Here is a 19,876-nt window from a genome sequence, read left to right as displayed (position 1 = left end):
ACGCACGCCCGCGCCCCGAGGTGTGCGTGGGCGTACGCCCGTCCTACCGGGCGGCTCTGGAATGTGTGTCCGGCGCGCCGGACGCCGCGCCTCCCGGATGCCGTCGCCGGGAGCCCGGCTCCTCTGTCGCCGCAGAGTCCGGCCGCTCCGCCGCCTCCAGGGCCGTAACCCTCTCCACCGTCTCCGGGGCCGCACCCCCCTCCGCCGTCCCTTCCGCACCGCGCCGCGTCCTCATGCTCCGCAGGACCAGTTGGAAGGCGCCGAGCAGCACCGCGGTCGCCATGGCGCTGTGCCAGAGCAGGGCGTCCAGGTGGCCTGCGGAGAGGTAGGCGCCCACGGCGACGGCCGCCAGCGCGCACACCGCGCGGTCCACGATCGACTCGACCGACAGCAGTGTGGCCCGTGGGGCGTCGGCGGGTACGGCGTCGTTGACCAGCTTGCGCTGGATCGGGTAGGCGAAGCCGGCCGCGGCGGCGAACACGCAGAGCAGAGCGACGACCGCCCAGGGCCCGCCGAGGGTGATGCCCGCCAGGGTGCCCGCGAGGACGAGGCTGAGGACGGAGACCCAGGCCACCGGTGACAGGCGGCGGCCCAGCCACTGGGGCCGAGCCGAGCCGATGGCCTCCGCCACCGTCATGGCGGCGAGTACCCCGCCGTGCGCGGACTCGCCGATGCCGTGGTCGAGCAGGATCGGCTGGAAGAGGTTGACCTGGCAGATCCTGGACAGGGTGAACACGGCCACGCCCTGGACCATGACCAGCGCCAGCCACGGCGAGGAGACGACGCAGCGCAGCGCCGCCTTCGCGTCGCCCAGCGTGGTGCCGCGCCCGCCCCGTGGTGCGCGGGGCTTTCCGGTCCGGCCCGGCGAGGCCGTAGCGCGAGCCTTGGCGGGCGTTGCGGACCGGGGCAGGGCGATGACGCAGATCAGGGAACCCGCCGCGCTCAGGGCGCTCAGGAGGTACGGGGCCGGGTGGACGAGGACCATCAGCGGCCCGACCAGGGGCCAGCAGAGGATCTTCGCGGCGAGCCCGAGTGCCCGGGCGGTCCCCTCCGCCTTGAGGTAGTGCTCCTCGCACCGCTCGGCGCGCAGCCCGTCGTACAGGTAGGCGCTGGCCGCGCCCGAGGTGAGGGAGCGGCCGGCGGCGATGGCGAGGAAGTGGACGAGGAAGCCGGAGTACGAGGAACTGACCACCGGGGCGAGGTTCGCGGCCGTCATCACGACGGCGCCGGCCCGCAGGCAGTTGCGGGTACCGATACGGTCGGCGATCAGCCCGGTCGGGATCTCGAAGAGGCAGAAGGCCACGTAGTAGATGCTCTGGATACCGAAGATCTGCCCGTCGGAGAGTCCGGCGTCCTTCTGGTAGGCGTAGAACACCGGCATCCACCACAGCAGGTTGAACAGCAGCTGGAAGCCGTAGTTGAGCCGGATGACGCGCCGGGCGGTGCCGGTCAGGGGCGTGGCCGCGGGCCGCGCCGCGGAGCGCGGGAGGCGGGGGCTCACAGCGCGTAGGGGCGGATCTGGACCAGGCGGAAGTCGCCCTGGTCGGTCAGCAGCCACTCGATGTCCAGCGGGTCGTCCACCTCGGGGGCGCTGAAGTGGGACTGCAGCAGCCGACCGGTCAGGGACAGGTCGGCGAGCCGGGCCCGTGTGGCGGCGGGCAGGCCCTCGCTCCAGGAACCGAGGGCGACGGTGCGCCCGCCGCCCTCGACGGTGTTGTAGAGGTACTGCTGCGGCAGTACCTCTCCCTCGACGACCTGTTCGGGCGAGCCCGGCGAACAGTTGAGGTAGACGTTGCGGAAGTCCTCGCGCCGGGTGGGGTCGCAGGTCACCAGGACGCCGCCGAGCGCGGCGGGGACGTACTCCTGGATGATCACGCCCATGTAGGTGTCGTCCAGGGATATGCCCACCTGGTGACGCAGCCGCACACTGCGCGGCGAGAGCAGGGAGGCCCACACCTGCCGTACGGCGTCGAGGAGTTCGCCGGTGCCGTGGACGGTGGTGACGGAGTCGTAGACACCGGCTGCGGAGAACCCCGGGAGGTCTTCGGCGTTGGAGGAGGAGCGTACGACGAGGCGGCCGCCGGCGGCGAGCGGGGCGGGGAAGGGCCGGGTGATCTCCCCGGCGACGGAGTCGGGCATCGCGGTGTGCCGGATCAGGTGCTGGATCTGCAGGCAGAGCGAGTCGAGGACGCCCATGGCGTCGAGTTCGAGTGCCATCTTCAGCTTGCCGATGCCCTGCTGGAGCGCGGGGGAGGAGGTGAGGAAACGGTGCAGGAGGGAGAACGGCAGGGCCACACCCTCGGGGGCCGCGACGGTGCCGGCCACGAAGGAGGCCGCTGCCGCGCGGAGCTCGGTGGCGGAGGGCGTGACCAGGCCGAGCCGGGCCGCGAGGTGCCCGTACAGGTTCTTACGGGGCGGGCGGGGTCGGCCGTAGAACGCGGTGAGGTCGGCCGTGCGGCTGTCGAGCACGTGGTGCAGCTCTCCGAGGTTGGCCGCCTTGGTGCCGTAGCGGTCCCGGTCGGCGCTGCGCAGCCGGTGCAGGGAGAGTACGGGCGCGTCCTCCAGGAGCGGTGGCTCCAGGCGGATGCGCTGCTGGTGCCAGGCCGGGGCCCGTAGTTCGGGGGCCTGTTCCAGCCGCTCCAGGGTGATCTCGTCCTCGCGGACCCGGTAGCGGACCCAGGCCCCGTCCAAACCGTCCTTCTGGACGAGCTGGTCCAGGTCGCGGACGATCGCGTTGGGGATGCCCCACCCGGAGGCGAGGACGTTGGTGTGGGACAGCGGGGTGATGGGCGCGGTGTTGATGAACCCGGCCACCCGCTGTACGCCGTCCGGCAGGCAGGGCATGGCGACGATGTCCGACCAGCCGAGCCCGCCGGCCGCCGCCTCGTACTCCGCCGCGGTCTTGAAGCAGCGCAGCCGGCCGGTGGCTTCCCCGGTGTTGAGCGGCACGCGGACCCTGGAGCCGAAGAGCTGGTGGCCGAGGATGCGCGGCACCCGCTGCTCACTGACCGAGGCCAGTGCCTCCTCCTGACCGTGGTTGGCGGGCTTGAGCAGGAGCGGCAGCCTGCCGTCGACGCGCTCCCGGACGAAGGTGTAGAAGAACTCCAGCAACTCCCCGTGCATGGTGTCGGCCTCGGTCGTCTCCAGCACGAGGAAGGTGCGCTCCCGGCCCTCCCGGTCCTCGTCGGTGTGCAGGGACAGCACCCCGAGCAGGAAGCGGCGCTCGGGGTCCATGTAGACGGACGCGTTGAACTCGTCCAGACGGGCGTCGAGTTCGGCGAGGCCCATGCCGAGGACGCGGGTGGCGATGTAATTCACGTGGAAGGGGTGGGCGGCCGTGTCGAGCAGGTGCCAGGTGCCCTCGGCGCGGTCGACGACGACCTTCAGGTACGGGTGGCCTGCCAGGACCCCGGACAGCGTACGGAACAGCGGCAGTGAGAGGTTCTCACCGATGACCGTGCGGTCGGTCGCGGGGTCCGCGACGCTGACGGGGAGCGGAGTGGTGGTCATACGGCGACCTCCTCGGACGGTACGGCCGGCCGGACGCGCGGGCGGGCGGGGGATACGGATGCTGACGGTGCGGTCATGTTCCGGGGCTGGTCGGCCGGGGGCCCGGACCGCGGTGCGGCGGGTACGGCGGGCGGCAGCATGTCGGGCAGCGCGTCCACCAGAGCCGTGAAGTCGCGCAGCACGGTGCGCGCGTCGGCGGCGGAGAGCAGGCACAGGGCCGCCATCGTGTTGGCACCGCCGGCGGGATCGTAGACCGGCACGGCGCTGCCGTCGGGCAGGGAACTCTCCGGTACCACCGAGAGCGTGCTGCCCTCGCTCAGCGCGACGGCCTCCCGCACCACGGGGAAGTCCCACAGCCTGCGGTCCTGCCAGGCCGCGCCGCGGCCGTCCACCGCGAGGACGACGAGGGAACCCGCGGCGCCCCGTGCCTGCTCCGGGCCGAGGACCCGCTCGGGCCAGGCGACCGGACGGCCCAGGAGATGGTCCACGAGCATGCCGACGACGTCGAGCCCGAACACCTCCTCGATCTGCGGGACGGTCATCGCGCCGCCGAACCGGGCGGCCGTCTCGATCAGCCACATGCGCCCGTCGGCGCCGAGCTTGATCTCGGTGTGGGTACCGCAGTCGCGCAGGCCGAGGGCGTCGACGGCCTCCCGGGCGAGGGCGACGACGCGGTCCTGGAGGTCCGCGGGCAGCGACGCGGGGGTGATGCCGGCGCGCTCGGTGAACGGCTGCACCGTCGGCATCCGGCCGCTGACGCAGACCGGCCGGAAGACGCCGCCGGTCACCACGCCCTCGACGCTGACGTAGTCGCCCCAGCCGGGCTCGTCGAACCAGCCCGCGGTGTCGCCGGTCACGATCTCCTCGACCACGAAGTGTCCCGCCGCCTCGGCCACATGGAGTTCGGCGAAGCCCAGCCGGGCGGACTGGTCCATGGTTTCGCGCGAGCGCTGCCAGGCGGCGTCGGCCTCCTGCGGGGAGGCGATGATCTGATGGGCGGTGGAGCCCGCGCTCCAGGCCGCCTTCAGCAGCAGGGGAGCGGTCAGGGCGGCGACGGCATCGTGGAGGTCCGCGGGTGTGGCGACGGGGCGGAACGCGGGCTGCGGCAGGCCGTGCCGATGCCAGGTGTGCCGCATCATCCGCTTGTCGCGGGCGAGCGCTGCGGCGTCTCCCGCCCCGGCGAGACCGAGCGCCTCACACGCCTCGGCGACGGCCACGACCGCGTACTCGGAGAAGGTGAGGACCGCGTCCGCGCCGACGGCTCCGGCTCGCGAGACGATCAACGAGACCAGATCGGACCGCTCCGCGTCGGTGGGCAGCACGACCGAGGCGCACAGCCGCTCCGCGGACGCGGCGACCGACGGCGGAAGCGCGCTGAGCGCCAGCAGGTGCACGTCCGCTCGCGCGGCTGCCCGGGACAGGACATGGCCGAGCGGCGGACCACCCTTGGCGTGCACCAACAGCACCGTGCTCACTGAGATTCGTCTCCCATCACTTGTCTGTTCGCTCGTCCGTCCGGGGCGCCGGGCGTCCGTCCGGGATGTCGGGCCGGGTCCGGCCCCGCTGCCCGGCCTGGCGCTGCCCGTCGACCGTGACCGGGACACGCTGACGCAACCCGCGTAGAACACGCCGGGTAACCGGTGACACACACAAGGGAATCAGAAGGCGGGTGCCGGAAGTGCCACGGGAGGCGGGTGCCAATCAGGCAAATGCCAAAGTCGTGGACATCGTTGGAGTGCGGACGAAGGTGGTGGATCACCTATGGCAAGCTGCCCCGGCGAAGCGCTCACGTACCGCAGTCGGCCGATAACCGAGCATGGCCGGACTCCGCGCGGGATAGGCATCGCCATGTCACTTCCCGCCGCCCGGTGGGAACATGGACGGAAAGGCCGCCGTGGACGATCCCGGTCTCAGAGCACTGCTGGAGCACCTCCCCGTGTCCTGGTGGGAGGCCGACGAGCAGGGGCGCGTCAAGGAGCGGGGCGGCGGGGCCTTCGCCGACCTGCCCACCGCGCAGCGCTTCCTGGACCGCGCGCGCCAAGAGCTGTCCGCTACGGGAGACGCCCTCGAAGACGGCCACCGCCTGCTTCAGTTCGACGGCCGGACCTTCACCGTGAGATGGCCCCAGGACGGGAGCCGGGGCTGGACGCGCGGGCTCGCGATGGAGGCCGGTGCGCAGCCCGCGGCCGGCCGGCCGTACGCCGCTTTCGCGGACTTCGCCGGCTTCGCGCCGGCCGCGGCCTTCCTCCGTGACCGCGACGGCCGCTACTTATGGGCCAATCACGCCTACGCGCATCTCTACGGCACCACACCGGAGCGGGTCGTCGGCAGCCGTATCGAGGATCTCGACACCCCCTCCGACGCCGCCCAGTTCCGGGCCCTGGACCAGGAGATACTCAGCCGCGGCAAGCCGGTCCGCCACCACCTGCGCTATCACCGCTCGGACGGCAGCACCGGGCAGGCGGCCGGCCACCGCTTCCCGGTCCAGGAGAACGGCCGGACCTGTGTGGCCGGGATCTACGTCGACATCACCGACCACGTCCGCGCGACGAGCCAGCGTCAGGAGGCCGAGGAGAATCTTCGCGCGCTGCGGGACTACAGCGGCCTGCCCTGCGCGCTGCTCTCGGTCGGCGGCCGTATCGAACAGGCGGGTACGGCCGCCGCCGAACTGTTCCGGACACGCCTGTCCGACCTCGTCGGCCGCCGTGCGCACACCCTGCTCGCCGCCACACCCGACCTCCGCCCCCTGCGTCGCGCCTGGGAGGGGCTGATCACCCGCCGCATCAGGCGGGCGGAGACCTCCGCCGTACTCCTGGACACCGAGGGGCGCCAACGCCGCGCGCAGCTCCACCTGTCCACGGTGAGCGGCCCCGTCGGCCGTGTCGCGCACGTGTGGGCCGTCGTCACCGACCAGAGCATCGCCCACGAGGCCCACCCGCCGCTCACCGCCGCGCAGATCCGCATACTGTCCCTCCTCGCCGGCGGCAGCACCAACGGCGAGATCGCCACCTCGCTGAAACTCTCCCGGCAAGCGGTCGACTACCACCTCAGCCGGCTCCGGGACCTGCTGGGCGCCGAGACCAGACCCGCCCTCGTCGCCCGTGCCTACGTCCTCGGCATCCTCGCCCCCCGCGCCTGGCCGCCGCGCCCGGCCGCGACCCGCGATTCGCTCGGCTCACGGTGAGGTGGGCGGGGCGTGCGCGTGGCCGGGGGCCCGGCCGCCGGGAGGCTGCGAAGCGGGCGGCTTGCCGGATCGGTCAGCTCTCCGAGCAGATGCGGGAGGTGGACGCTCGTCTGGCCCGGCTCGTGGAATGTCACGCGCCCCAGCTGCTCAAGGTGGTGGGGGATAAGCCCGGACACGGCCGGCGCTCTGCTGATCACGGTGGGGGACAACTCGGAACACCTGGACAGTGAGGCGTCGTTCGCCGCTTTGTGCGGGGTCAGCCCTGACGAGCGTTCTCCGGGGCGTTGGCAGTTCCGTCGGCTCAACCGCGGTGGCGATCGTCAGGCCAATGCCGCGCTCCAGCGCATCGTGTTCACCCGTCTGCGGGTCGACCCGAGCACCCAGGACCATGACGAGCTTCCACCTGGTCGAACAGTTTCGGCCAGCACCCCGCTCATAGGGGCTGTGTGATCGCTCGTGTCATGTGAAGGCCCTGCCGGCTTGCTCCGACGGGGGCCTGCGTAGACGGGACCGGTCACGACGGATTGGGGCTTGCACCGGAGGCTCTGCTGTACTCCGGCTCGCCGCTCTCGAGTACCCGGAGGAGCGAGGCGGTGACGACGCAGGCGGTGCGGCCTATCGACAGCACGCGGCAGGGGAACTCCCCGCGGCGCACGAGGTCGTAGCTCTTCGACCTCGACAAGCCGAACACCTGGGCAGCGTCCTCAACGCTCGCGGTACCGTTGCCTTGGGTGACTGGGTAAACGGGCAACTTCGGCGGGTTCTGGCGGCGGAACCCGCCACCGTCCCGCGCTGCATCCCCCCGGCCGTACGCGGCCCCGGTCGCAGTACGGGCGAATCCGCGATGGCCGGCGCCATGGACCCGGCCTGCGGGGCGCCGCCTTCGTCGGCCGGTGGCGCTCTGACGGGAAGGGTCCGCGCGAGGCGGACCGCTCGGCGCCGGTCAAGGATTACTGACGCAGCGTGGGTGGCCGTATTCCCGTTCGAGCGGCGTGCCGGCGGCGACTGCGGGGCTCGGGCGTAGTCGGGTTGTGGTAGCGGCTGCACGAGGTGTTGCTGGACGAGTTGCGGGCCGTCGATCGCCTGATTCCGGGCACACGTGATCTGCGATGGGGAGCGTTTCACTGAACCGGCCTCCGGTCCGGTTGCGTACGGTCGCCTACCTCCTTCGCGGCATGCCCTGGCGGCACCAGACCTGGCGGCCGACCGTCGCTAACGCTGTGCAGCGTTCGTTGCGTATCGGCTTGACTGTTGCTGCTTGTTGCGTCTCTAATGGGTCTCGAGCGCGGGATTTGCGGTCAAATAGCCGTAAATCTGTACACGCGGGCCCGGTGCCGTTCGTCGGCGCTGGGCTCATGCGGGCGGGGCTTGCCTGCTGGTGGGGCGGCCCGTTGTGGAGGCGCGCGTCCCCTCAGCGGGTGCCTCCAGCGAGAACCTTCCTTACCCTTCGGAAAGTTGGAAAGCCGTGAATACCGAGGCGACCAGTACGCGGGCCTCGCGAGAGAACGAGTTCACCGCGGGCGCGGATGTCCTGGTCGGCGCGGGGCTGTTCGCTGGGGGGAGGTTACGCATCGAGGCTTCGCCCGGTCGGTCTGGCGCTTGCGGCGCGGGCCGGGCAGCGGCCGTGGCCTCGGCCCGCACCTCCGCGTCTCGTCACTGGGCGACGACCAGTAGCACGCCGCTTTGCCGGGCGGGCTGATGGGCACGGAGCCGACGCACGACGGTGAGGGTGCGGAAAATACCGTCAAGTATGCGTGCGAGCCTTCGGGTTCACCGGGCTTCGCCCCGTCGGCCGACAGCCGGTGACCGGCTTGACGAAGAGCGAACTCCGGGGGCAGGCGACTATGAGCGGCCTGGCCTGCCCCCGGTCCACCGTGCGGTGGTGTCCGGGCCGCCACGGGGCGGACGGTCGGTCCGGCGACGCCCGGATGGCCGGGCGTCCGGTTTCCGCCGGCTCACACCGTCGATGTCGCCGTCGCACGACACCTGTCACATGCACTCGACGGTGCGCGTCCCGGTGGCCTGACGCGCAAACCCGTCGCATCCACTCGCCCGGACCAGACTCCGGCGGGTGGGACGGGCGCGGGTGGACGGGCGGGAGTCGGGCGGTGCCCCGCACGACTGCGTCTGCGGTAACGCGGTCATCCTTGTCGACCGCCTCCTTCGCGGCGTTCTGTCGAGTACTGGTACCGACGGCCTGAAGGGCCTGGCACTCCTCGCGCGGTGCACCGCGCGCCGGCACCGTCGTGGCCGGTGGTCGTCGGCGTGACACAGAGGGCGCGCAGCGGTCCGCGACTGCCGATACGGGCGACGACGCTGGTGGCCCGTCCGCTGCCGGGCTCTCCCGATCCGCCGACACCGTCGAAGCCCGAGTCGGAACCCCGTGCGGACGGCACTGCTCCCAGAAGAGTTATGTCGCTTACCGCGCAGTATGAAGCGACGCGTCCGAGAATCCCGGGACGGGCGTGGCCGGCGTGAGAAGACCGGCGACAGCCGCTTTCGCGTACATCGGTGCGCTCCTGGGCCACTACTCCGACGGTCCCGGATGTTGCCTGCGGTCAGCCGTGGGCCGTACCCCCTGACGGAGGACGCCGCAGGCTCGCGCGCCCGGCCGGTCCGCTGAACCAGGACCGCGAGCAGACGCCGGAAAAGCTGATGTCTTCCCGCATTCCGTTGCGATCCGAGCCGCGCCCTGTTCCTTTTCGCCTGCCTCGGTCACGTGGCAATTTCCCGATCACAGAAAGCTGAAATCATGTCCACCCCCCTCTTTCAGGAAGTCCTCCCCCCGGACGGCTGCGGCTGTCTCGACTGCGAAGCGGCCCGGAAAGCAGCTCGTTCGGCGCGGGCGGGACGCACTGCGACCGGAGCGCTGATGGTGGCCATGGCGGCCGTCACCACTGCCGTCGGCTCCGGCCAGCTGTTCTCCGCCCAGCCCGCCGCGGCGGCTAGCGCGGTCACGGGCGCGCAGCACGCCTCCTACCACGGGGCCGTGACGAGCCGGGCGGAGATGGTGCGACGCGCGCAGCACTGGGTGGACCGCGGAGTGCGGTACAGCATGAGCAGCTATTACGAGGGATACCGGCAGGACTGCTCGGGCTTCGTGTCGATGGCATGGGGACTGTCCGGCAGTCAGTGGACCGGGAGCCTGGCCTCTTTCGGAGTGCGTGTGGGCAAGGATGCGCTCCAGCCGGGCGATATTCTCCTTTATCACAATGCGGCAAATCCGTCCTATGGCTCGCACGTCGTCCTCTTCGGCGGCTGGGCGAATGCCTCACAGACCCGGTACGTGGCCTACGAATTGACCAAGCCGCACGCTCTGCGGCGGGTGACTCCGTTCCCGTACTGGAACCACACGTCGGGGTATGTGGCGTACCGGTCGAAGGCGGTCGCGGCGAATGGTGCGGGCCGGGGAGATGCGGGTGCGTCGTCCCGGCCCGCGGGTGGCGCGTTCCCCGGAGCCGGGAGGTTCGGGTCCGGGCAACACAACGACTACGTGACACAGTTGGGCCGGATGCTGATACAGCGCGGTGGCGCACGCTTCTACGCTGTCGGCCCCGGGCCGACGTGGGGCCGGGCCGACGAGCAGGCCACTGCTGCGTTTCAGCGCGCCCAGGGCTGGCGCGGGGCGGACGCCGACGGCATCCCGGGGCCGCAGACCTGGCAGCGCCTGGTGAAGGGAACCGGCAACGACATTCCGGCGGCGGGTGGCTCCGAACGGGCGGGCGGGGTGCCGGGTTTCCCCGGCCGCGGCGTTTTTCGCCCGGGCCGGTCGAGCGCCTTTGTGACCCAGCTCGGACAGCAGCTCGTGAAGAAGGGGTTCGGAGGTCACTACACGGTGGGGCCCGGGCCGCGTTGGTCGGAAAGCGACCGCCGCAATGTCGAAGCGTTTCAGCGTGCCCAGGGGTGGCGAGGCGGCGACGCGGACGGCTACCCGGGACCGGAGACCTGGCGGCGCCTGTTCCGTTGAGGCGACGGTGCCGGCCGAAGGCCACTGGGGCGACAGGCAGGTACGGCACCGTCGGTGACTGAAGCTAATGCCGACCGGCGTCGGCCACGAGGCGCCGGAGCCGACAAGCGGCACCGGGCGCCTCAGCGGTATGCCCGCACATCGCGTTCGCGAGGAACGGCACAAGAGGGGGACCGGTCCCGCCTCTGGGGTCGACGCGACGATGGGCTGCGGCCCCGCGAACGCCGGCGGGGTACCGGGTTTGCGGGGCCGCGTCGCGTGGATGTGGTGTGCGCGGGACGCTTCAGGCGGTGTAGGTGAGCCGCCCGTCCAGGTAGGTGGCGAGTACGTCGATGTCACCGATGGTGTCCGGATCGACCGTGTAGGGGTCGGCGCTCAGGACGACCAGGTCGGCGTGCTTGCCCAGCTCGATGGAGCCGACCTCGCGTTCGCTCTGAAGTTGCCACGCGGCATCGAGGGTCTGGGCGCGGATGGCTTCGGTCAGGGTGACGCGGTTCTGCGGGCCGAGCACTCGTGTGCCTGAGCGAGTGCGCCGGGTGACCGCGACCTGAATGTTGCGCAGTGGCTCGACGGGCGTGACGGGCGCGTCGTTGTGGAAGGAGATACGGATGCCGGCGTCGAGGGCGGCCCGGGCGTTGGCCCAGTCATGGGCGCGCTCGCCGAACAGGCTCTCCACCAGCACGTCGCCCCAGTAGTAGATGTGGTCCACGAAGAGGCTGCAGGTGATGCCCAGTTCGGCGGCCCGCCGGTACTGCTCGCGGGTCATGGTGCCGCAGTGTTCGAAGCGGGTGCGGTGGTCCGGGCGGCCGTGTTCGGCCAGCACCTTCTCGAAGACGTCGAGCATCATGTCCACCGCGACGTCGCCGTGGACGTGGCACGCCAGCTGCCAGCCGCGGGGCAGGTACGCCTCGGCGATCGCACGGGCCTGTTCCGGTGTGTAGTTGGCGCAGCCGCGGTGGCCGGGGCCGAGCCCGAGGGCGGCGGTCCGGTCGTTGCTGAGGTAGGGGAAGCTGGTGGCGATGTTGCCGATCCACGGACTGCCGTCGGCCCACATCTTGATGCCGATCTGGCGGAACATGGCGTCGCCCTGGCCGGGTGCGGCGTCCGTGTGCAGTTCCCCGTTGGACATCTCGTAGGCCCGTACCCGTACGCGGGCCAGCCGGCTGCGGGCGAACTCGGCGCAGACGTCCCGCATGTCGCCCTTGAGGCCGAGATCTCCGCAGGTCGTCAGGCCGTGCGAGGCCAGCAGACGGTGTTCGTGGGCCAGCAGCGCCGGTATGCGTGCGGTGGGCGGGCTCAGGGGTGCGCCCATCATGATCAGGGAGGCCGGGGCCTCGACGGCCTTGCCGGTGGGTTCGCCCGTGGCGTCGCGCTCGAAGTGACAGCCCGCCGGGTCGGGGGTGTCGCGGGTCAGCCCGATCGCTTCGACGGCCAGGGAGTTGCCCCAGGACATGTGCGCGGAATTCTGCAGGATGGCAACGGGGTTGGCGGGAGCGAGGGCGTCGAGCCAGGCACGCGTGGGCTCTTCGAGGCCCTCTTGGAGAAGGGTGTCCCAGCCTACGAAGGCCAGCGGCACGCCGGGCTCGGCGGCGGCGATGGTCTCCTCGATCCGCTCGATGACGGAGCGTGCGGTGGGACAGGTCATGGGGCGGATGTCGACCACGTCGGGGCCGTCGGTGGTCATGCTGACGCTCGGGTGGCCGTGGGCCTCGACGAAGCCGGGCAGCACCGCGTGGCCGCAGAGATCGACGACATCGGTCATCGGGCCGGCCAGGGCGCGGATCTCCGCGTCGTCACCGATGGCGGTGATACGGCCGCCGGTGACCGCGAGCGCCTCGGCCCGTGGCCGTCCGGGATCGACGGTGATCACGGCGCCGTTCACGAAGATCCGCTGGGGGACGCGGTTGGTGGACTTGGGTGCGGGGGTGGTGGTCATTGTCGTTCTTCCTGTGAGGAGGGGAGGGGAGGGCGTGCCGACGGGTACTGTGCGTACGCGCCCGGTCAGGCCGCTTGCGAGGGCTGTTCGACGGGTTGTGCGGTGCCCTGCCCGGGAAGCGCTACGCCGTGGTCGTCCCGCTGGGGCCGCATCATGCGCCAGATGGCCAGCGCGGCGACGACGAGGAGGACGGCGATCAGCAGCATGCCGAGGCCGAAGCCGCGTGCGGCGGCGTGCTGGGGCGTTCCCGAGGAGGCGGCGGTGAAGGAGCTGACCACGGGAATGAGACCGCCCAGCCCGAGCCCCATGCCCATCTGGCCGACCGCGGGTTTCACCGCGCCCACCGATCCGACCATCGAGGGCGGCGCGGAGCGCATCATCACGGCGGACTGCGGGTTCTGCGCCCAGGTGACACCGAAGCCGATCACCGTCGAGGTCGTCACGAACAGCCACAGTGGGGTGTGCTCGGTGGTGAAGGCCATGACCAGCAGCCCGGCGGCGATGAAGCCGAGCCCGCTGACGAACATCACTCGGTCGCTGACGCCCCGCCGTGTCTGGAAGGTGCCGGCGCCGAACGCGCCACCGATCGACCCCACGCCGAACATCGCGATCACGATCGAGGAGACGAAGGCCGACTTGCCGAGCGTCTGCTGGACCATCAGCGGGTACTGCATCGTCACCGCCGCGTTGCCGAGGTTGAAGACGACGCCGACCACGATCGCCGCGACGAACGGCCGGGAGGCGAACAGCTCCATCGGAAAGGCCGGTTCGTCGACCCGCCGCTCCCAGACGGCGAACAGACCGAACAGCACCACCGCGGCCGCCATCAGCCCCAGCGTGACGGGCGAGAGCCAGCCGTGCGCGCCGACCTGGCTGAACGCTTCGATCAGGCAGATCAGTGCCACGGCGGCGAGCAGCACTCCCACCGTGTCGAAACGGCGTGCCTTCTCCGCCCGGCTGTCGGGCACCGTCAGATGCGCCCAGACGGCGGCGACCACACCGATCACCGGGACGACGAAGTACCCGACCCGCCAGCCGAAGTGGGTGACCAGCCCGCCGCCCCCGACGCAGGCGACGACGATCATGATGCCCTGCACACCGAGCCAGATGCCGAACGCCCGGGGCAGCTCGTGCCGGTGGAACAGCAGCGGAATGATCGCCAGGCTCATGCCGAAGGCGGCCGCCGTCCCGATACCGGTGATGACCTGCCCGATGAGGAACACCGCGCCGTTGGCGGCGAGCGCGGTCACCAGGCAGCCGACAATCGTGGCCACGGTGCCGCACAGCAGGACCTTGCGTCGCCCGCGCAGGTCCCCCAGGGACCCGGTCCCCAGCATCGAGGCGGCCAGCAGCAGCGTGGCGACGCTGGCGGCCAGCGTCATCGTTCCCGAGCTCATGCCCAGGCCCGACGCGGCGCGGGGCAGGGCCGTGGAGTTCAGGCTCGGATCGACCATCTGGATGGTCGAGACCGCGCTCACTCCCAGCAGCGCGGCCTGCCTCCGCCGCGGATTGCGCAGCATCCGGGGCGACCAACTCTGTGGAACCGGCGGGTCGGTGGGAACCGCAGGACCTGACATGCTCGGTCATCTCCTCTGAAGGGTCCGCCCGTGCCGGGTGCCGCGACTGCGGCGGCGTCTCACGGGACCGGCGGAGTGTTCGTGTGGTGCGGTTCCAGCCTGGGACGTGTTCGGCGCGGCACCGCGCGCCGAAGGTCCTGCCCGGGGACCGGGACCTTCGGCCTGCCGGGACCCGGGCGGGGGCCGGTGGCCGTGCGGCCAGGCGCCCTGGCCCGTGAGGGGCCGCCGGGGGGAAGGCCGTGCCGTTTCCCGTTCCTGACGGTGGCCACGCGTCCAGGACGTAAGCCCTCCGGTGCGCTCGCCGAACGGCCCGGAAGTGAGGGACCAAAGGGGAGGTGTGATGCGTGCCACCGAACCGACGGGCCGGGACGTGTATCCGGTGGGTGAGGACTACGCGGAATAATGGCGGCATGGCGGTACAAACAGTTCAATTGCTGGCAAACCTCTCCCCGCAGGTCCGTCTCCTGGTCGGAGCCGGGGGAGTGGACCGGCAGGTGACCGACCTGACCGACCTACGCGGGCGGGCCTCGACCGATGCGTCTCCCCTGCCGCCCGGCCATGCCGTCACCCTGGACGCGGCGTCCGTCCCCACCGGCCGGGACGCCCAACGCGCCCTCGTCACCCGCCTGCGGTACGCACCGCTCGCGGTGATCGAGGTGACCGCCACCACCCAGGCGGTGCCCATCGGCTTCCTCGCCCTGGCCGAGCAGTACGAGGTGCCGGTGGTGCGCTGGCTTCCGGTGTCCGGCCAGGACCCGGCCAGGGAGATCCGTGCCGCGCTGCGCCGGACGCACCCAGTCGTGCCCGACCTGGCCGGCTGGTCCCGTGACCTGGGCGCCGAACTCGATTCCCGCGTCCACGTCCTGGACGCCCGGCTGCGCCCCCTGGCCGGCCCCGCGCCGCAGGACGACGCGCTGCCGACCTGGTTGTCCGTCGGTCTGCCGCCCGCCGCCGCCCACGACCCGATGTTCCGCACCGTGATGACCTCGGGCTCCGAACAGGTCAGGGTGCGGTCCATCGCCGCGGGCGGCAAGGTCCAGGCGGTCTTGCTGGTGTCCGGCCGGCCACTGGACGCGGCCCGGCTGGAACGCCTCGACCGCGCTGCGGCCCAACTCGCCGACCATTTCAACAGAAGTCGTCCCCCCCGCCCCGCACGAACTGCTCATGCTGCAAGCCGGAATCCGGCTGCTGGCCGGGCACGCGTTGCGAAGCAGCGTGTGGAGCAAGGTCGTCGAGGAGTTCCGCCTTCCGCAGGCGGGCCCGTACGCGATGCTGGTGCTCACGGGTGTCCCGGCTCCGCTGCTCGCCGCCGCGCTGGAGGAGCGCTGGGGGCTGGGGCGTTGGGTGACGCCGTGCGAAGTTCCCGAGGGGATGCTCCTGGTGGCCCGCGCCGAGGTCTTCCTGGACGCCCGGAGCCTCGTCGACGGTCTGGTGGGCCACCTCGGCCGTCCCGTGCACGCCGGCCTGGCCTCCCTCCAGCACCGGTCGGAGCTCGGCGTCGCCTACGAGCAGGCCCGGTCCGCCGCGCGCCAGGCCGTGCGGCGGCAGACGCCGCTGGTGACCCATGGTGAACTGGAGTGGCGGGACCTGGTGCCGGCGACCATCGACCTGGCCGGTGTGGCGCTGTTGCGCTCCCGGCTCCTGGAGACGCTGGAGACGGTGCCCGGCGGCGATGTCCTGTTGGAGACTCTGCGTACGTGGGTCCGCGAGGAGTATCGCAACGACCGCACCTCGGCGGCGCTCGGCGTGCATCGCCACACCCTGAACAACCGGCTGCGACGCTGCGAGAGGCTCCTGGGCGCCCGGCTGGACGCGCCGGACACGTCCTTCGGACTGTGGCTGCTGTTCCACGACGGCGCCGACACCGGAAGCGACCGGCCGTGACGGCCCCTCCCTCGCGTAGCGGCACATCCCCGTAAGCGACGATTTGTTGCACCGTAACTTGCAATGCAACGCTTGTTGCGTATTCAATGGGGGGTGAGTGGACTGGGCCGTGCACATGGTGGCTGCTACCGGACCGGCCGTGCGTCCACCCGATGACACGGTGCAAGCGCCGTCGCGCGCCCGCGGAGGCGTGCGCGGCATTCTGATGTTGGATCTGTGAGGCTCTGATGAGCGGATATCTGCCCCCGTGGCGCTCCCGGCGCGGTCTTGCAGCGGTCGCTGCACAGGAATCGGCAGGGCGGGCGGCCGAAAGGCGATTCCCGTCGCGTCGCCGTACGGGCAGGCGTGCGGCGGCCGCCGACGGTGACTCCGGCACCCTCCGGGAACCGCTCCGCGACGAGTGCGAGGACGGCTGCCGCCGGGGCGACGGAGGCAGGTGCGACGACCGGCCGGCCGTCGATGATCCCCACTTCTGCGCGCCGGACGAGGGCGCCGCCGCTCGGTCGGACCGGCGTACCGCCGGCCCGCGCACGCCCCGACCGTTCCTGTCGCATTCATGGCGTACCACCGAGCGGGCCGGCGAGCTGGAACGCTTGGCGCAGGAAGGCCGCCTGGACGCCGAGGCGCCGAAGCGCGGGGACGAGGCGGCGCGCGACTTCCTCGCCGTATGCGGCAGCTTGCAGTTGCCGGCCGTCGACGCCTGGCTGGCCCGGGTCCTCGCCGCCTGCGCCGGACACTACGCCGACCCGGCCGCCCGGGCGGCCGCGAAGGCGGTCCTTCCGGACCCCGTCCAGGCGCACGCGGCCCTGCTGGCCGCTCTGGCGCGTACGGATCAGCCGGCATCCGGCGGAAACCTGGAGTTCGTGGGACGGGTGGCCCGGGCCGACCCGGCCGCTGCCGCCGCCCTCGCCGCGTGGCTCACGTCGGCGCTTTCGCGTGGCGCGGGCCTCGACGCGGCGGAGGTGTACGACCTGCAGGAGTGGTCGAGCGCCGGAAGGCCACTCCACCCTCGGTGCTGCGACGAATGACGGCCGGCCGGCTCGTCGGCGTGCGACGGTCACCGGACGGCGTCCTTGTGGCCGACGACCCCTGACGGGCCGTCGGCGCAATGAGCTGCGGTGGCGGCTCACCTCGGCGTCTGCTGACGGTGCGGCGGAACGCGGGCCCGGTGTACCCGTCAGGAGGTGGAGCGGCCGGTGGAGCGGTCCATGAGGCCGATGTCCGTCCACAGGGACTCGATGTCGCTGATGGAGCGGGCGGCCTGTTCGGGGTGGGCCGCGGCCAGTTCGGCCAGGATCGCGTGACTGATGGCGACCGCGGGGGTCATGGAAGGAAAGATGGAAGCGCCTTCGCTCGGGACGGCCACGACCAGGTCGGCGACCTGGGCCAGGCGGCTGGTGCGCCGGTCGGTGACGAGGCAGACGGTGATCCCTCGCCGGGCGGACGCCTCGGCGATCGCGATCAGCTCGCGCGGGGTGCGCCAGAAGTTGAAGATGACCAGGCAGCCGCCCTGCGGCAGGGCAATGATCTGGGTGGTGCGTTCGGTGCCGGCCATGGTGTCCAGCCGGATGTCGAAGCCCATGGCGGTGCCGAGGTAGGACAGGACGACGGCCGGCGCGGAGAAGCTGCCGGACGCGGTGACCAGGGTCCGCGGCGCGTCCCCGATGGTGTCGGCCAGCGCCTTCACCTCGGCGGGGTCGAGCGACCGCGCCATCCTGGCCAGGTGGTCGCTGTCCCGGTGGAGCGCCGCGTGCGTCGGGGTCTCGTTCATCGCGGTCGTGTGCTCGCTGAGCACCTCGGGACCGGACAGGGCGGAGAGGTACTGGCTGCGGATCTCCAGCTGGAGATCCGGCCACCCCGAGAACCCCATCTGCTGTGCGGCGCGGGTGACGGTGGAGGCGTTGACTCCCGCCCGCTGGGCCATGTCACGGGCCGAGGCGTAAGAGGCGAACTCCGGGCTGGTCTGCAAGACCTCGAAGACGCGTGCGGCCTGACTTCCGCGCGGCATGTTCGCGAGCTGCTCCGCGATGCGTACCTGGAGCGACCTTCCCACCTCCCAGACAGCCGCACCTGAGCGCGGGACTTCGATGCTCCCAGTCTAGGTGCGCTTTGCGCACGGATGCTTCGGGGCCGAAAGGGAAAGCAGCGTTCGTTGCATACGAATTTGACTGCATCGAATGTTGCAGATCTAATGAGTTCAGCGCGGATCGTGCGCGCCCCTCCCGGCAGCAGATGCCCTCAATCGCCTGCTGTCTTCCGGCCCCTCGGCGGGCCCACCCCTCAGGCCCGGCGCCGGGCGGAAGAAGCCGGCCGATCCGCGGAACGAATGGCAATGCAGATATGGAGAACCTCATGACCACCACGCCCGAGAACGACAAGCAGCGGATGCCGAAGAAGAAGAAGGCGGTCGCCGCGGTCGCCCTGGTGGCGGGTGCAGGCCTGCTGGCCGCCGGCGGTTACGCGCTGTCTACCTCCACCGCTCTGGCGACGTCCGGCGTCTTCGGCACCGCCGATCACAACGGCGGTGACCCGGACAAGAACACCGACGTCTCGCTGTTGGTCGACCACCACCAGGAGGCCGACCTCTCGAAGCAGCTGACGAACGCCAAGATGGCCAACGACGGCGAAGGCGCGCAGACCGTCGTCCACCTGACGGCGGGCGGCAAGCAGGACATCGACACCGTCGGCCTGAAGGTCAACTACGCCAAGACCGACCAGAACGAGGGGCTGGCCAAGCAGCTCCTGGTGGACGTGGACGCCGGTGGCAAGCGTGTGGCCTCCGGACTGTCGGCCGCCGACATCGTCCAGAAGGGCACCCTGCCCGTGGACCTCTCCGCCGTCGGCGGCAAGCTCAAGAGCTTCGAGAAGAACGACCTCCCGGTCGACCTGCACGTCTACCTGAAGGACGGCACCGAGAAGAACTGGGACCAGGTCAAGAGCCAGGTGGTCGATTCGATCAGCTTCGGCTTCACCGGTACCGGCTCTCCGGCCGACAACGGCGGGGCCGACAACAACTAGGCCCGGTACGGCGGGGGCCGGGCCGCACCGCTTCCCCGGCGGCCCGGCCCCCGCCTGACGCACCACACCGGCTGCGAAGATCCAGAGAGTACGAGAACGTGACCGACCTGCCCACCACTCCGGCCGCCGCACAGCCGGCCGAGGCGGCCACCCAGGAACTGCCGTGCCTCGGCGCCCGGCGTCAGGCCCCCCGGCTCCGCCGCCGACGGCGCGGGAGCGGCGGCGCCGCGCGAGTGGCCCGCGGCGTCCTGCGGGCGCTGTCGACGCTGCTGGTCACCGCCTTCGTACTGGCGGTCTTGGCGGTGGGCGTGGCCCGGACGGCCTATGACATGCAGTTCATGCCCATCCTGACGCCGTCGATGACCCCGGTGATGCCCAAAGGTTCCCTGGCGGTGACCCAGCCCGTCGCCGCCCAGGACATCAAGGAAGGCGACATCATCGCCTTCCGGCCGCCGCGGCCCTGGACGCCGAAGGACGGCAAGCCCGTGGTGCACCGGGTCGTACGGGACGACGCCTACGCCGCCGGGCGGGTGATCCAGACCAAGGGCGACGCGAACGACGCTGTGGACCCCTGGAAGATCGACCTCTCCGGGCCCGGCAGTTACGCACGTGTCGTCCACATCGTCCCAGGAGCGGGACGCGCCGCGCAGGCGGTGGCCCACGTGGGGCCGGTCACCGTGGCGGGAGCAGTGGCCGGACTGTTCCTCATGGGCTGGGGGCTGCGCCGACTGCTGCCCCGGCGACGGCGCAGCCGATGACGAGACACCGGGGTCCGAGCGGCCCAGCTGGAAAGAGGTACA

Annotated in this window: 14 protein-coding genes; 7 read left to right on the top strand and 7 right to left on the bottom strand. The window is 71.5% G+C overall.

Translation table 11 applies throughout. The features are described 5' to 3' along the window. Nucleotides 1–43: 43 nt before the first annotated feature. Genes ACZ53K_RS22635 through ACZ53K_RS22625 form a run of 3 tightly spaced genes read right to left on the bottom strand, consistent with a single transcriptional unit; the run spans nt 44 to nt 4,985 of the window. Nucleotides 44–1,501, bottom strand: a complete 1,458-nt coding sequence (locus ACZ53K_RS22635) for an MFS transporter (RefSeq protein ID WP_468839460.1) — start codon at nt 1,499–1,501, stop codon at nt 44–46. Further along, nucleotides 1,498–3,510 carry a PEP/pyruvate-binding domain-containing protein gene (locus ACZ53K_RS22630; RefSeq protein WP_468839457.1) on the bottom strand — a complete coding sequence of 671 codons (2,013 nt, stop codon included), beginning with the start codon at nt 3,508–3,510 and terminating at the stop codon, nt 1,498–1,500. Before ACZ53K_RS22630 ends, ACZ53K_RS22635 begins: the two co-directional genes overlap by 4 nt. After that, a complete protein-coding gene (locus tag ACZ53K_RS22625; protein ID WP_468839455.1) occupies nt 3,507–4,985 on the bottom strand; it encodes an ATP-grasp domain-containing protein in 1,479 nt (492 codons plus the stop codon). The genes ACZ53K_RS22630 and ACZ53K_RS22625 overlap by 4 nt, the downstream gene beginning before the upstream one ends. 401 nt (nt 4,986–5,386) lie before the next feature. Here ACZ53K_RS22625 and ACZ53K_RS22620 point away from each other — a divergent pair, with 401 nt between their 5' ends. The 3 genes from ACZ53K_RS22620 (at nt 5,387) to ACZ53K_RS22610 (ending at nt 10,661) form a co-directional block, all read left to right on the top strand. Next, nucleotides 5,387–6,694: a PAS domain S-box protein gene (locus tag ACZ53K_RS22620; protein WP_468839452.1), complete on the top strand. Its 1,308-nt coding sequence runs from the start codon at nt 5,387–5,389 to the stop codon at nt 6,692–6,694. A gap of 12 nt (nt 6,695–6,706) precedes the next feature. Then, the gene (locus ACZ53K_RS22615) at nt 6,707–7,144 is read left to right on the top strand and encodes a transposase (RefSeq protein WP_468839449.1); all 438 of its coding nucleotides are present in this window, start codon (nt 6,707–6,709) and stop codon (nt 7,142–7,144) included. Between the two features lie 2,302 nt (nt 7,145–9,446). After that, nucleotides 9,447–10,661, top strand: coding sequence for a peptidoglycan-binding protein (locus ACZ53K_RS22610; RefSeq protein ID WP_468839446.1), 1,215 nt, complete (start codon nt 9,447–9,449; stop codon nt 10,659–10,661). A 283-nt stretch (nt 10,662–10,944) separates the two neighbouring features. Here ACZ53K_RS22610 and ACZ53K_RS22605 read toward each other — a convergent pair whose 3' ends face one another. The 3 genes from ACZ53K_RS22605 to ACZ53K_RS22595 form a co-directional block, all read right to left on the bottom strand. Continuing rightward, nucleotides 10,945–12,597, bottom strand: coding sequence for an amidohydrolase (locus ACZ53K_RS22605; RefSeq protein ID WP_468839443.1), 1,653 nt, complete (start codon nt 12,595–12,597; stop codon nt 10,945–10,947). A gap of 65 nt (nt 12,598–12,662) precedes the next feature. Beyond that, nucleotides 12,663–14,174, bottom strand: a complete 1,512-nt coding sequence (locus ACZ53K_RS22600; protein WP_468839440.1) for an MFS transporter — start codon at nt 14,172–14,174, stop codon at nt 12,663–12,665. Between the two features lie 512 nt (nt 14,175–14,686). Continuing rightward, a complete protein-coding gene (locus ACZ53K_RS22595) occupies nt 14,687–15,298 on the bottom strand; it encodes a hypothetical protein (protein ID WP_468839438.1) in 612 nt (203 codons plus the stop codon). A 40-nt stretch (nt 15,299–15,338) separates the two neighbouring features. Between ACZ53K_RS22595 and ACZ53K_RS22590 the strand changes: the two genes are divergently transcribed. Then, entirely contained in the window at nt 15,339–16,058 is a 720-nt protein-coding gene (locus ACZ53K_RS22590) for a helix-turn-helix domain-containing protein (RefSeq protein WP_468839435.1), read from the top strand. A 227-nt stretch (nt 16,059–16,285) separates the two neighbouring features. Further along, a complete protein-coding gene (locus ACZ53K_RS22585; protein ID WP_468839432.1) occupies nt 16,286–17,086 on the top strand; it encodes a hypothetical protein in 801 nt (266 codons plus the stop codon). Nucleotides 17,087–17,235: 149 nt separating this feature from the next. Here the strand turns inward: ACZ53K_RS22585 and ACZ53K_RS22580 are convergent, their stop codons facing one another. After that, entirely contained in the window at nt 17,236–18,111 is an 876-nt protein-coding gene (locus tag ACZ53K_RS22580) for a MurR/RpiR family transcriptional regulator (RefSeq protein WP_468839429.1), read from the bottom strand. A gap of 299 nt (nt 18,112–18,410) precedes the next feature. On the opposite strand from ACZ53K_RS22580, the gene ACZ53K_RS22575 reads away from it, so the two are divergent. Continuing rightward, a complete protein-coding gene (locus tag ACZ53K_RS22575) occupies nt 18,411–19,076 on the top strand; it encodes a hypothetical protein (protein WP_468839426.1) in 666 nt (221 codons plus the stop codon). A 98-nt stretch (nt 19,077–19,174) separates the two neighbouring features. After that, a complete protein-coding gene (locus ACZ53K_RS22570; RefSeq protein WP_468839423.1) occupies nt 19,175–19,834 on the top strand; it encodes a signal peptidase I in 660 nt (219 codons plus the stop codon). Nucleotides 19,835–19,876: the final 42 nt, after the last annotated feature.

Source organism: Streptomyces sp. NPDC033221 (genome assembly GCF_055577005.1).
The sequence above is the reverse complement of the archived record's forward strand: the minus strand, read 5'-3'. Positions and strand labels throughout refer to the sequence as shown.

What these genes read in the sequence shown, in the direction of transcription:
- ACZ53K_RS22600 (WP_468839440.1), bottom strand. Translation starts at nt 14,174, where the DNA reads ATGTCAGGTCCTGCGGTTCCCACCGACCCGCCGGTTCCACAGAGTTGG.
- ACZ53K_RS22610 (WP_468839446.1), top strand. Translation starts at nt 9,447, where the DNA reads ATGTCCACCCCCCTCTTTCAGGAAGTCCTCCCCCCGGACGGCTGCGGC.
- ACZ53K_RS22595 (WP_468839438.1), bottom strand. Translation starts at nt 15,298, where the DNA reads ATGGTCGGCGAGTTGGGCCGCAGCGCGGTCGAGGCGTTCCAGCCGGGC.
- ACZ53K_RS22575 (WP_468839426.1), top strand. Translation starts at nt 18,411, where the DNA reads ATGACCACCACGCCCGAGAACGACAAGCAGCGGATGCCGAAGAAGAAG.
- ACZ53K_RS22630 (WP_468839457.1), bottom strand. Translation starts at nt 3,510, where the DNA reads ATGACCACCACTCCGCTCCCCGTCAGCGTCGCGGACCCCGCGACCGAC.
- ACZ53K_RS22585 (WP_468839432.1), top strand. Translation starts at nt 16,286, where the DNA reads ATGAGCGGATATCTGCCCCCGTGGCGCTCCCGGCGCGGTCTTGCAGCG.
- ACZ53K_RS22620 (WP_468839452.1), top strand. Translation starts at nt 5,387, where the DNA reads ATGGACGGAAAGGCCGCCGTGGACGATCCCGGTCTCAGAGCACTGCTG.
- ACZ53K_RS22605 (WP_468839443.1), bottom strand. Translation starts at nt 12,597, where the DNA reads ATGACCACCACCCCCGCACCCAAGTCCACCAACCGCGTCCCCCAGCGG.
- ACZ53K_RS22590 (WP_468839435.1), top strand. Translation starts at nt 15,339, where the DNA reads ATGCTGCAAGCCGGAATCCGGCTGCTGGCCGGGCACGCGTTGCGAAGC.